Source organism: Mesorhizobium sp. WSM4850 (assembly GCF_055811735.1).
Genome location: NZ_JBVVPV010000020.1, coordinates 70215 through 82897 on the forward strand (window position 1 = coordinate 70215; position 12683 = coordinate 82897).

General features: G+C 61.3%; 9 protein-coding genes. 2 read left to right on the forward strand and 7 right to left on the reverse strand.

What is annotated here, in order from left to right; genetic code table 11:
- Nucleotides 1-331: 331 nt before the first annotated feature.
- The 5 genes from AC0L2Z_RS19525 to AC0L2Z_RS19545 form a co-directional block, all read right to left on the reverse strand.
- Complete coding sequence (locus AC0L2Z_RS19525) at nucleotides 332-865, reverse strand: dihydrofolate reductase family protein (RefSeq protein WP_473629040.1); 534 nt, start codon at nucleotides 863-865, stop codon at nucleotides 332-334.
- Nucleotides 866-1197: 332 nt separating this feature from the next.
- Nucleotides 1198-2859 carry a vWA domain-containing protein gene (locus tag AC0L2Z_RS19530; RefSeq protein WP_473629041.1) on the reverse strand — a complete coding sequence of 554 codons (1662 nt, stop codon included), beginning with the start codon at nucleotides 2857-2859 and terminating at the stop codon, nucleotides 1198-1200.
- A gap of 176 nt (nucleotides 2860-3035) precedes the next feature.
- Complete coding sequence (locus tag AC0L2Z_RS19535; protein ID WP_473608775.1) at nucleotides 3036-4034, reverse strand: GlxA family transcriptional regulator; 999 nt, start codon at nucleotides 4032-4034, stop codon at nucleotides 3036-3038.
- Nucleotides 4035-4053: 19 nt separating this feature from the next.
- On the reverse strand, nucleotides 4054-4953 hold the full coding sequence (folD, locus tag AC0L2Z_RS19540) for a bifunctional methylenetetrahydrofolate dehydrogenase/methenyltetrahydrofolate cyclohydrolase FolD (RefSeq protein ID WP_473629042.1): 900 nt from the start codon (nucleotides 4951-4953) through the stop codon (nucleotides 4054-4056).
- 123 nt (nucleotides 4954-5076) lie between these two features.
- Complete coding sequence (locus tag AC0L2Z_RS19545; RefSeq protein ID WP_473629067.1) at nucleotides 5077-7287, reverse strand: GumC family protein; 2211 nt, start codon at nucleotides 7285-7287, stop codon at nucleotides 5077-5079.
- Nucleotides 7288-7483: 196 nt separating this feature from the next.
- Here AC0L2Z_RS19545 and AC0L2Z_RS19550 point away from each other — a divergent pair, with 196 nt between their 5' ends.
- Together AC0L2Z_RS19550 and AC0L2Z_RS19555 are read left to right on the forward strand one after the other, a co-directional pair.
- Nucleotides 7484-8779 carry a lipopolysaccharide biosynthesis protein gene (locus tag AC0L2Z_RS19550; RefSeq protein WP_473629043.1) on the forward strand — a complete coding sequence of 432 codons (1296 nt, stop codon included), beginning with the start codon at nucleotides 7484-7486 and terminating at the stop codon, nucleotides 8777-8779.
- Between the two features lie 304 nt (nucleotides 8780-9083).
- Nucleotides 9084-10151 carry a helix-turn-helix domain-containing protein gene (locus AC0L2Z_RS19555; protein WP_473629044.1) on the forward strand — a complete coding sequence of 356 codons (1068 nt, stop codon included), beginning with the start codon at nucleotides 9084-9086 and terminating at the stop codon, nucleotides 10149-10151.
- A gap of 42 nt (nucleotides 10152-10193) precedes the next feature.
- Here the strand turns inward: AC0L2Z_RS19555 and AC0L2Z_RS19560 are convergent, their stop codons facing one another.
- Together AC0L2Z_RS19560 and AC0L2Z_RS19565 are read right to left on the reverse strand one after the other, a co-directional pair.
- Nucleotides 10194-10937: an META domain-containing protein gene (locus AC0L2Z_RS19560; protein WP_473629045.1), complete on the reverse strand. Its 744-nt coding sequence runs from the start codon at nucleotides 10935-10937 to the stop codon at nucleotides 10194-10196.
- Nucleotides 10938-10975: 38 nt separating this feature from the next.
- Entirely contained in the window at nucleotides 10976-12652 is a 1677-nt protein-coding gene (locus AC0L2Z_RS19565; RefSeq protein ID WP_473629068.1) for an alpha/beta hydrolase, read from the reverse strand.
- Nucleotides 12653-12683: the final 31 nt, after the last annotated feature.

Sequence of the window (12683 nt, forward strand, 5' to 3'; positions counted from 1 at the left end):
GCGACACTTCGAATCCTGCCTGAGGCCGCGGCCAACCCGAACGGGAGATTCTGAAAAAATCCGCATTGATGGAAGGCAGCTTCGGGTCATGGGCGTGAATTCGGCCGGGGGCGAACGAGCTTCCGCTTAGGGTCGTATCAGGCTGTAGCGCGAACGGCAGGTTTGGAGAAACGCAATGAAGGTCGGCAAATGGCGCAACCGAGCCGTTCGGCCGATCCCCGCCGAATGGCGAAGTTGTGTGCGTCAAGTCTGCAAAAATGGCGTGGCATTCAGCGGCGACGTTGGCGTGTCTTTTCAACCTCAAAGCGGGCCTGGTCGGCGTGGTCTGTAATCAGGCAGGAACGTAGGTCAACCTGATGACTTCCCCGCCGATTCGCTCGCTGGCCACAAGGCGGAGTGGTGGCCGAGAGCCGGCGAAGAAGGGCTTGCCGCGACCAAGCACCACGGGGTGAAGGTAGAGGCGGTATTCGTCGATCAGACCCATTTCGGTCAGGCTTTGCGCCAACTTTGGTCCGGAAGCGGAAATCTCTCCTGTTAGCTTGGCCTTTAGCCTGCGTATCACTACCTCGACGTCATCCGCGATAAGCGTGGCATTGGGACCGACCGACTTCAACGAGCGCGATACAATCCATTTCGGCTGGCGCCGCCACGCCGCCGCGAACTCGTGTTGCTCCGTACCCCACTCAGGACGGTCTTCGTCCCAATAGCGCATGGCCTCGTACATGCGGCGACCGTACACACTGCCGGTCAGGTCGCGCACGTGCTCTATCCAGTGACGAAAGAGCGCGGGACTTGGCGCAGGTAATTCCTCGTGGTCGACATAGCCGTCGAGGGACTGGTTCATTCCGAATACGATCTTCGCCATGCTGCAAAATCTCCCCGTCAGGTATACAAGACGACCGACAGCCAAGCGCCCCGACACATGCTCGAAAATTTTTTCTTGCGGGGGTCGTTACCCGGTTCTTGTCGCAAAATTCCCGAGTCTTGAATCGGTTTCGCGACTGATATTTGCGACGTCGCAAACCGGATGTTCTGCGACGATCCTGCGAACAGAACGCTTTTGCGAAAATTTTACCGCAAGCTAAACCGCGCGAAACGTCCGCGCCGCAGGCGAATATTGCGCTGCAAGATACTTGGGGTCCACATTTGGGTCAGGGGCTGGGCTCGCGACCCCCCCTTTTTAGACGTCGAATGTCCCTACTGCACCGTCAGTTCGGAACGCTCGCCGGCCTTGATGGTCACTGTGCCTTCCTTTGAGCTATTGTCCGACTTCTCAGAGACGACGGCATAGTCGCCGGCCGGCAGCGCCGCCTGATATTTCTCGTCATAGGCGTAACCGAGCGATTTGCGGTTGCCGTTGATGTCCTTCTTCGCATCGAAAATCTCGATTTTCGAAGCTCCTGGCGCGGTGATCGCCAGCACGCCGGCATTGATGGCGATCTTCAGATCCTGGTGCTCACCGGCCTTGACGCTGAACGGCTGCTCGACGACGGCAAGGTCGACCGTCGCCGTCAGCACATAGTCGTCGGGCGGCAGATCGAACTTGCTGTCGGGGCCATAGGCATAAGCCACCTCTTGCCTCGTTCCGTCGATCTTCTTTTTTGCCTTGAACACCTTGAAGCCAATGCCCGAGCCGTCGGCCTTGTCGCCGCCGGCAATGTAGTAGGCGTTGGCAACGACACGGCCGACGCCAACGACGATATCCTTATTGACGACCTTGCCGGCAGTGAGCGGGATGGTTTCGGTAACCTCGCCCTGCCCGATCCTGACCGTGACTTTCTGATCGCCGGCCGGCAACACCACCTTGGTGTCGCCATAATAGGTCGCAGGCATTTCAACGCCCGGAAAGGCGATCACGACAGCCGCACCATCGGCCACATCCGCTCCCTCGCTTGGCCGCGGATGAATGATGAGCGTGCCGGCATCAAGCACGAAGAGGGGCTTGTAGACCTGGCCCGCCTCGACCGTGATCTTCTGTTCGGTCCTGGCCTCGCCATGGCGCGCCACGACTGTGTAATCATCCGGCTCCAGATTGCCTTTATAAGCTCCGTATTCGGTGGCGACGTATTCGCCGCGCGTGCCGTCGGACTTCGCCTTGAATATCTCCCAGGAATTGCCGTCGGTGACGGGATCGCCGCCCTCGGCGAGCACCACGGCGGGGATGAAGTTGAACTCCGGTTTTTCCGGCGCGGCGACCGGCTGCGGCGCCGGCGCTGGTTCGGGCGCCGGTGCAGGTGCGGCGGCGATGGTCTCGACCAGCGCGTCCTGCAGCGCCTTCTCATCCGACGCCTGGATGTATTTGCCGCCGGTGTTGTCGGCGAGGCAAGCAACCTGCCTGCCCTCGTCCGCGGTCAGGCCGAAGCCGACGACGTTTACGGTGAAGTCGACACCGGCAGCCCTCAGTTCCTTGCCGAGCGCGCAGGGGTCGCCTTTGCAGGTCTCGAGCCCGTCGGTGATCAGGATGACGGTGGCCTTGTCCTCGGTGTATTTCAGCGCCTCGGCCGCCTGCCTGACGGCTGATGTCAGCGGCGTCTTGCCGATGAATTTCAGGCTGTCGGCGGCAGTGGAAACAGCACCTGCCGAGCCGGCCTGCGGCGGCACGATGAGCTCGATGTCCTCGCAACTGCCCTTCTCGCGATGGCCATAGGCCATGAAGCCGATTTCCTTGTCGGCGGGGACCGTTTGCAGCACCGTTCGCAGCGATTCGCGGGCGATTTCGAGCTTCGGCTTGCCGTCGATCTGCGCCCACATCGAACCGGAGGCGTCGAGAACGATGACGACACGGTCGGCGCCAAGGCCGAGCGTTGTCATCCACAACAGGAGCGCCGCCGCAACGATGCTCCGTGCAAGTCCCGCCATGAAATCTCCCCCCGGTCAGTGACCAGTCAGTGGTCGCCAGTTCGTCGCAGCCAGTCAGCTTCTGCCAGCCAGTCCATGCCCGCCAGTCCGTGCCGCCGGGGGAAGCTATTTGACGCCGCGTCAGGATACAAGCCCGGGCGCCGGGGCACGTGGCGGCGCGGACTGCGCCAAACCGTTCAATATGTCGTGCGCCGCTCTTCGGAAGGCGGCCGGCCAAACTGCAGCCGATAGCTCTGGGCAAAATAGGAGTGCGAGGTGAAGCCGGTGGCGATCGCCACGTCGAGGATCGGCATGTTGGTCTGGCGCAGCAATTCGCGCGCCCGCTCAAGCCTGAGCCGCATGTAATAGCGGCCGGGCGTCACACTGAGGTGGCGCAGGAACAGCCGCTCGACCTGGCGCACCGACAGGCCCGCCGACTTGGCGAGCTGCACCGCCGACAGCGGCTCGTCGAGATGGTCGGCCATCAGCTCGACGATGCGGCGCAGCTTCTCCGATTTTCCGGTCAGGTCGCGCTCAGGGCCGACGCGCTGGCGGTCGCCGGCGGAGCGGATGCGCTCGTGCTGGAACTGGTTGGCGACGCCGTTGGCGAGGCTCGAGCCGAAATCGCCGCGCACGATCTCCAGCATCAGGTCGATCGAGGTGGTGCCGCCGGCGCAGGTATAACGCTTACGATCGATCTCGAAGACGTTGCCGGTGCAGTTGATGTCGGGAAACCGTTCGACGAAGCCGGCGCGGTTTTCCCAGTGGATGGTGCAGCGATAGCCTTCGAGCTGGCCTGCCTCGGCGAGCAGATAGGAGCCGACCGACAGTGCGCCGAGCGCGTTGCCGCGCCGGCCCCAGCTGCGCAGCGCCGCCAGCACCTTGCTCTTGCCGGGAAACTCGGTCGTCAGCCCGACCGAGACGAAAAGAATATCGACCGGCGGCAGATCGGCGACAGCGTAGTCGATCTTGAGCGGCAGGCCGTTGGAGGCCAGGACGGCATCGCCGTCGGCCGACACCGTCGTCCAGCCATAGAAGTCGTGGCCGAGCAGCCGATTGGCCGACCGGAACGTGTCGATTGCGGCGGCCAGCGAGAACATGGAAAACTTGTCGACCAGCAGGAACCCGAACTGCCGGCCGCCGTGAATGGGATCATTGGCGACCGGCCGCTCTGAGGGAACAGTGAGGTTCGGCAAAGCTTTGGGCTTTCCAGGTTCAGAAAGACGGCCGTTTCAATCCGGCCGCGAGATAGGCGGAAGCTAGCGTGTTGGCCATCAGCATGGCAATGGTCATCGGGCCGACGCCGCCGGGCACCGGCGTGATGGCGCCGGCCGTCCTGGCCGCTTCCGCAAAGGCGACGTCACCGACGAGACGGGTCTTGCCTTCGCCCTTTTCTGGCGCCGCGATGCGGTTGATGCCGACGTCGATGACGGTGGCGCCCGGCTTGACCCAGTCACCCCTGACCATTTCAGCTCTGCCGACAGCAGCAACGAGAATGTCGGCGGTGCGCGCCAGCGCGGCCAGGTCCCTCGTGCGGCTGTGCGCGACGGTGACGGTGCAGTTGGCGGCAAGCAGAAGATTGGCCATCGGCTTGCCGACGATGTTGGAGCGGCCGACGACCACCGCATTGAGCCCGGAAAGATCCTTGCCGCGCACACGCTCGATGAGCAGCATCGAGCCGGCCGGCGTGCAAGGCACGAACGCCGTCTCCAGTTCGCCGGTGCCGAGCTTGCCGACATTGATGAAGTGGAAGCCGTCGACATCCTTTTGCGGCGCTATTGCCTGGATGACCTTGCCCGCATCGATATGGCCAGGCAGCGGCAGCTGCACCAGGATGCCGTTGATGCCGGGATCGGCGTTGAGTTCGCCGATGATGGCAAGCAGTTCCTGTTCGGACATCTCGGCCGGCAGCGTGTGCTGGACCGAATGAAAGCCGCATTCCTTGGCGGTGCGGGATTTGGAGGCGACGTAAACCTGGCTCGCCGGATCCTCACCGACGATGACCACGGCGAGACCGGGCTTGTGCGCCCCCTTTTCCATCAGTTCGATCGTCAGAGCCTTGACGCGCCGCACCACGCCTTCGGCAACGCTTTTTCCGTCAATCAACTCGGCCATCAACCACCCTCAACATCGTTCTGCTTCGGGCGGCATTCTCACGAAAATCCGACCGGGCAATCCCGTCAAAGCGCCGTCTTATGCCGCTAACTCGAAACCGATGGCTTTTATTCTATTCGGCGCTCAGAAATAGCGCCGCGATCGGCTTTCGGTGAGTTCTCGAACCGCTTCGCGGAATTCGCGCAAGCTGGCTCGGATTTCCTCGATGGAGGCTTGCTGTTCAGCGGCTTTCAAAGCCTGATCTGCCTCGTCCGAGGCTCGGGGATACTGCTGCTGCGCACGAGGCACTGGTCCGGCCTGGGGCGGAACGGGCGGCTGGTATGCTTTGTCTTCAATGGGTGTCCGGCGCTCCTCTGCCCTGCGGCGCGGCCGCGAATCGGCGGTTTCGCGCAGGCTCGCATAGGCGCCGCGCATGGCGCCGAGGCCGACACCGGAAGCAAGCCCTGCCAGCAGGCCGGCAAGCACCGTCATGGCGCGCGACGGTCCGTTCGGCTCGAGCGGGGCGAAGGCCTTGGAGATCACGTTGATGTTGGCGGTATTGATGTCCTTCTGCTCGCCGGTCTCCCTGGCGCGGAGAAGATATTGTTCATAGACGGAGCGTTTGGCAGCGGCCTCGCGCTCCAGTTCGCGCAGCGTGACCAGGTCGCTGTTGACGTCGCCGCTGCGGACCTTCAACTGTGCCAGCCGGGAGGCCAGATCCTGTTCGAGCTGCACGGCGCGCCTCAAGTCGACCTGCAGCGACGAGGCGATGCGGCGCAGTTCCCCGGCGATACGCTCGCGCGATCCGGCAAGCTGGGCATTGAGCGCCTGGAGCTCGGGATGGCGCGGCCCGAGCCGGATCGCTGCGCGGTCGGCCTCCTGCTTGAGTGTCGCATATTGCGAGCGCAGCTCGCTCATGGTGTTGGAGTTGATCTCCTCCGGCAAGGTGCCGCTCAGAACCGAATTCACGTCGATCGAGCGCGCCGACGCCGCGCGGGCGTTAAGTTCCAGCGTGCGCGCGCGGGCGATGGCCAGCTGCTGGTTGAGCTTGAGCATCTCGTCGTCGCTGATCAAATGGCCTTGCGCGTCGACGAGGTCGTGCGCGGCCCTGAAATCCTCGACCTTGCGCTCGGCCAATTCGACGCCCTTGCGCAGCTCGTCGAGCCTGCCGGTCAGTTCGTTGGTCGCGCGGCCAGCGGTGTCGGACTGGATCTGACCGAAGGTCTGCAGAAAAACATCCGTCATCGTGTTGGCGATGAGCGCCGACTTCTCGCCATTTTGCGTGGTGGCGCTGACGGAGATGACAAAGGTCTTGCCGCCGCGCTCGACCGAAAGGCTCTCGGCCAGATTGGCGACGGCCAGCGCACGGCGGCGACCTTCACCGGCAGCCGGCCCGTCATTGCGCGACAGGACCGACCGGATGACCGTCATCATCCCCAGCCCATCGGAACCTTGCCCGTTGAACTCCGGATCATTGACGAGATTGAGCTTGTCCACGACCTTGTTGAGAACGGTGCCGGAGGTGAGCACGCGAACCTGGTTCTCGACGATGGCCAGCGTCGCGTCGGACGCAACCACGGATTGCGTGAGGTCGCGGTCGGTGAGCTTCAGGTCGCGCGGGTCGACGATCAGCTCTGCGGTGGCTTCGTATTTCTTCGGCGTCGACAGCGCGATGGCGACGCCAAGCGTGGCGCCCAGTATCGTCATGGCGACGATCAGCAGCTTCGAGCGGGCAATGCCGCGGACGACCTGCATCGGATCGATCAACGGCTTCCATTCTTGTCTGTCGTCATCCTGATGGGAAGACCGCCGCCCGTCATCTGCATATCCGGGTTCGGATGCGGCATATCGAGGTTCGGGTGCGGCGTGTCGAGGCTCGAACGCGGCGTATCGAGGTTCGAACGCGGCGTATCGGGGGTCGGCATCGGAGCGGCGGTCCTCGGAAACAGCGGCAGCAACCGGCTCCTCCCGCGGCATGGCGTATCGAGGTTCGAACGCGGCTTCCGCATGGTCCGCTTCAACGGGCTCGTCACTCTCAGGTGGCATCTGCGCGGCCGAAGCCGATGCATCCTCGGCTTGAAACCGGCTTGTTTCATCGTTTGCCGGTAACTCCGGAGTCACCCAGCGTTCCGGGGTCGCCGTGGGCTCCGGGGTTGCCGAGAGGTCCGGATGCGCTCGCCCCTCGCGGCGTAAGCGCGCGAGACGATGGCGCGTTGCGGCATCGTCGCGCCATGACGGGTCTGCCCGGTCCCCGATCGCAACCAGCGATGGTTCTTCTTCGCCGCGCAACGCCTGGCCGAGCGCCAGCAACGAGCGCTCGCGCTTCCAATCTTCACGGTTTTGCCTGTCGACCATTGTCGTGGAGCTTGCCCTTTGCGGCTTGGACGCGCGGTCAGCCATTCGTTAAACCACGCTAAACAAGTATAGGAAACAAAAGGTTAATTTCCCAGCCTTGAAGACACGGTTTCCCTCTAGGGTTCTGCCCTTCCTGAAAGCATCGAAAGCGCCCAGAACCGCGCGTTAAACTTTCCGGCCTATGCTGTCTCGACACATGACTCAGGCTGGCAACATCCCGCAAAAACGGCTTCTCGCCCGGATCCGCGTTTTCGTCGCCGAGCGACGGCGGCTGGTACGCGACTATCTTTCGGCGATCAGCGGCGCGGGCGGGCGGCTGGTGTTTTCGCTCGCCTATTTCATCGCGCTGGCCAACACGCTGTCGATCGCCGAATTCGGCATGTTCGCCACCGCTTCAGCGGCCGGCGTGATGCTGTCGCGCATCCTGGCCTTCGGCTTCATCTCGGCGCTTTACCGAACCGCCACCATCCGCCCCAATCTGATCGGCACCTTCACGGCCGGCTTCCTGCTGCTTGGCGCGATATCGCTGCCGTTGCTGGCTGCCGCCTCCTACGGCGTCTACCTGGTCTTCTTTGCCGGCACCGTGCCGCTGTCGGTCTTTGCGGCGATCGTGTTTGCCGAGGCGTTGCTGTGGCGGCCGGTCGAGGTGGCGCTGATCGTCAACAACGGCCTCGGCAAATTCGGCCGCGCCGCCCTGCTGACGATCCTGGCGACGGCCTTGCGGGCGCTCGGCGCCGTGCTGTTCATGTTCGCGGCGCAGCCGACCATAGGAGCCTGGTCCTGGTATTACATCGGCGCCAACGCCGCCTCGCTGCTCATCGCCTTCGGATTTTTCTATCCGCGACAGCGGCTGCGGCTGCGGCTGGCGCTCTATCTGCGGCGGCTCGCCGATTCCATCTACGTTGCCGGCGCAGAGGTGCTGTTCTACCTGCAGATGGAATTCGACAAGCTGCTGGTGCTGGCGATCGGCGGTCCGCACCTCGCCGGCATCTATGCCATCATCATGCGGCTGGTCGACCTGACGGCGATCCCGATCCGCACCTTCTCGATGATGCTGGTTCAGCGCATGATGCGGGCGCCGGAACTTTTGTCTCGCCTTTCGGTCAGGAGTGGCATCGAAGGCGGCGTGTTCGCGGTCTCGACGCTGGCGCTGGCGACACTCGCCATCGTGCTGCATTTCTTCCCCAACGCGCTCGGCAGGAATGTTGCGGAGGCCGCCCCTTTGGTGGCGCTGGCGATCTGCGTGCCGGGCCTGCGCAATCTCGTCGAATACCAGGCCGAGCTTCTGTTCGCGCGCGGCCAGACGCTGGTGCGGGCGATCAACCTGGCGCTGCTTGCCGGGATGAAGGCGGTGCTGCTGACCTATGTGCTGACCCATATCCTGGACACGCCCGATCTGGTGCTGTCGCTCAACGTCGTCTTCCTGCTGCTCTATCTCGCCTCGGCGCTGCTCACCTACTCGGCGATGCTCAGGCCGGCGAAGCCGGTCTAGGGCAAACATCGGGACTGGCTGTCAATGATCGAGATACGGGATGGGCCAATTCCAACCCGCCGCATTCTCCATTACTTTATCATTCACGGATGAAGAAGCATTTTCCAACGCCGATACTGCTAGATTGGTTCTTTTCAGAAGATTGGCCGTTTCGCAAGCATCGAGCCATCAGGCCCAATTCAAGGACAATTGCTGACACGCTCTGTCAATTTTGTCTTTGAGGCTTGTGCGTGGTACGATATGGTACAAAAAGGCGATGTTTGTTTGGGAATTACGCGGAGCAACGGTAATTTAGAGTCATCTAATGTATCAAGACTCCGCGCTCCAATCGCTCGAAGAGCACAAAAGTAAGAATGCGAAATTTACGCATTCTCTTGATTTTTCAACCTTTAGCTTTCAACCTCACGAGCAATTTCCGGCTTTCCGTTTCGCCAATCGAGGCGTGATGGACTTGTCAGCCGTGCGGGATTGTCCTCAATCCTTTCCGGCCCGCCAAACGGTGTGGAACCTGGATAGACTCGCTTTTATGCGAACTGAGCTTCCAGGCGAAAATCATGCTCATCGCCAGAAGCATCTGAAAAATGCCGTTCTTGACCATTGGTATGTCACCCTGCCGTTTTGCTTGCCGGGTGAGTGGCATAAAGGCGAGAAAGCTGTGCCTGAACTGCACTGCCTGGCCAGCCCGTTCGATAGACAAATCAATCACGACGGGGTCCTTACGCTCTTCATCCCAAACGATCTGTTTACCTCGACTGCCGGGCTCCATCGAATGTTGGATGCCAAGTTCGAAGGAGGGCTCGGTAAGCTGCTGGCAGACTACCTGCTTCTTCTCAACCGGTCGCTGGCGGATTTGCAGTCGCCGGAGATACCATACGTCGTCGAGGCAACACGAAGCCTTGTGGCCGTATGTCTCGCGCCCTCCCAGGATCGCTTGAGAGAAGCACAAACCCCAATCGACGCGACATTTCTAGGCCGAGCGCGACGGATGATTGACGGCAGACTTGTGGATCACCAACTGACATCCCAAACGCTGTGCGCGGAACTTGGCGTGTCCCGCTCCCGGCTATACAGAATTTTCGAGCCGCTCGGGGGAGTAGCTTCTTACATTCGGAGGCAGCGGCTACTGCGAACGCGGGACGCGCTCTCCGACATTGGCGATACGCGGTCCATATCCCGGATCGCCGAGCAATGGGGCTTCGTCGATGCTTCCAGCTACAGTCGAACGTTCAGGCACGAATTCGGCATTTCACCGAAGGAAGCACGGGATATAGGTTGGGCGAGCGATGGCTTAGTCGTGGCGCAGCAATGCCAGGCACGACACGAAGGGCCGCAAACGCTTTACCAGCTACTCCGCACTGTAGATGGAACCTGACCGGACTGAGCACGAGTCCGCGCTAACGTCAGCTTAGCCGCCTCACGGCGCTCCCAGGCGAGCGATGGTCTTACCAGCAGCATCGACGAGCATCAGATTTCCATCCTGTACAAAATACGCCGCAGTTTGCGAAAGCGCTGCGTGGAAGACCGCCTCTTGAACGGACTTGGCATCTTCGCAGGCCATCATTGTCGATGCCAGCTGGCCAAATTTCATTGTCGTACCTTCCATGTCGACGTCGCCGCGAAAAGCGTTGCAGCCACCATTGCCGCTCACCGCGCCATCAGCATCAAAAATAAGCGTCGACGTCACGTTCGTATCGGCGCTCTTGCCGTCCAGCTCTAAAACCCTCCATTCGGTACCTGCCAGCGAGACGCCGGAAGCCTCCTCTGCGTCCTTACTGCCTGCCTGAACGAGGAGGATTGAAAACAATTCTCCCGCTCTCGCCAGATCGACCGGGGTCGGCTCGGCACTGGCGAACCAGGCGGAGCCGCCGACCTCAATGCGGGCCTGTATCGCATAGGCCTCTCCGTTCGAGAGTTTGCTTGAATCGACAACCAGGCCAAAGGCAATGGGAACTTGTCCGGCCGGCGCCACCGCAGTTGCGGCCAGGGCGGTTTTTGGCTTGGCCAGATCTATGAATTCCACAAGGAGAGTGGCATCTGAGGGTAGCGCAATCCGCTCCCGGTAGAAGGCGCTGCCGGACAGTTTCACATCCGTAGCATACGCGCCGTGCGACGCTAGGCAGCATATGGCTGCGGCAACAAGGGCTGACAGCAGCTTCACGGCGTTTCTCCTACTTTTGTAACAATGACAAAACTGATTTATCCGCTGACAGGCGTCGTCCCGCGCGTGATGAAAAGGACCTTCAGCCGAGCAACGTCTTCAGGTGTAATGCTCGGCGGATCGGTTACGGCCAGCCACGCATCGATATAGTGCTGCGGTGCAAAGACATGGCCGTAGCCCATTGGAGACGTCGTCGCTATTGCCATATCGACCGTCAGTTGCAGCATCGTGATAAGCGGATACCAGCGAACCTCTTCCGATACGTCGGGTCCGCGCGGCTCTTTCATCCAATCGGGTTCTCGATAAAGCGTGGCGACGTCGAAGAAGGTTATCGGATCGCTGGCGTATTGAAGGTAGACTATCCGGATCGGTCCCCACTCCGCGTCTGGAATGTCCAAGGCATCGTTCTGATTGGTGAACCGGAAGATCGAGCTGTTGCGAAAGCGGGGGAGCCATTCGGGCGATCCGGAATTGCGGGCGTCGGTAACGGATCGCCAGGTGCGGCTTGCGAAAGGTGGCCCGCTCCACAAGGCGCCTTGAAACGGATCTGCGACGACATCGTAAAGGTTCGCCGACTGTTCAGAGTTCATCGCCCCGAGGCTTAGGCCGTGCAAGTAGAGTTTCGGGCGGGCGTCGCGTGGAAGCGAAGACCAGTAGGTGTAGACCTCTTGGAACAGCGCGTCGCCGGCCTCCGCACCGTAGTCCGGCTCGACCAGGAGGGATAACCAGCTGGCGAGGTAAGAGTATTGCATTGCGACGCTCGCGACATTGCCCCTGTGAAGATATTCAACCGGGTCCAGCGCAGCCGGATCAATCATGCCGGTACCAGTCGGCACGATGATGATCAGTATGGATCTCTCGAACGCGCCGGTACGTTTCAATTCCTGCAAGGCCAGCTTCGCGCGTTCATCCGCAGTGTCGGCCGAACTCATTCCGACATACACCCGAATAGGGTCCACAGCCCCTTCCCCGAAGAAAGTGGTTATCTCTGCCGCTGTTGGACCGGAACTGACAAACCTGCGGCCCTGCCTGCCGAGTTCTTCCCATGACAGCAAAGAAGCCGCGCTTCCCGTCTTGATCGATTGCGCGGGCCTGCTGAGGTCATCTTCAATGAGAGCATCCATCTCCTGGAACGAAGAATCCAGGATTCGAAGCGTCAGGCTGAAGACCAGTCCCTCGACGACCGACCAGAACAGCGCGACCGCCAGCAGGCCGCCGACAAGATGGGAGACCCGCCTCGGGACGAAGCGCCCAAGCCAGCCGGAGAACACCAGGAAGGTGTGCCTGAAAAGGTGTGCCAACAACATGAGTGTCGCAAATACGACGACAGCGACAATCCCTGTCTTGAGCGGACTCGCGGTGTCCAGCGGAGCGAGATCCATCAAAACGCGGATCGAATTCTGCCATTCCAGAGTTCTCCAAAGGAAGACAGCGGCAATCACAACGCACGTGCCGGCGACTGCAATTCTCATCGCCTTCAGGGTTCGGTCCCGTAGCTGCGGCAATTCGAGATAGGTCCACAGCGAATAAGCGACGAAGCCGATGCCGTATCCGAGTGCAGCTGAAAGTCCCGAAAGCACACCCTGGACCAGATAGGATCGTGGTATAAGGCTGGGCGTAAGCGAGACCGCGAACGCAAGGGTCGCTACCAGTATCCCTGTCGCGGGGAATGAATGTACGAGCTTGGTCAGGACGCGCAACCCATTGGTCCTCAGCGTTTAACGGACAACAAACTCGTAGGGACGG

Bases quoted from the DNA above. Each gene is read 5' to 3' on its own strand.
- AC0L2Z_RS19545 (WP_473629067.1), bottom strand. From the start codon at position 7,287: ATGGTCGACAGGCAAAACCGTGAAGATTGGAAGCGCGAGCGCTCGTTG.
- AC0L2Z_RS19525 (WP_473629040.1), bottom strand. From the start codon at position 865: ATGGCGAAGATCGTATTCGGAATGAACCAGTCCCTCGACGGCTATGTC.
- folD (WP_473629042.1), bottom strand. From the start codon at position 4,953: ATGGCCGAGTTGATTGACGGAAAAAGCGTTGCCGAAGGCGTGGTGCGG.
- AC0L2Z_RS19530 (WP_473629041.1), bottom strand. From the start codon at position 2,859: ATGGCGGGACTTGCACGGAGCATCGTTGCGGCGGCGCTCCTGTTGTGG.
- AC0L2Z_RS19555 (WP_473629044.1), top strand. From the start codon at position 9,084: ATGTATCAAGACTCCGCGCTCCAATCGCTCGAAGAGCACAAAAGTAAG.
- AC0L2Z_RS19550 (WP_473629043.1), top strand. From the start codon at position 7,484: ATGACTCAGGCTGGCAACATCCCGCAAAAACGGCTTCTCGCCCGGATC.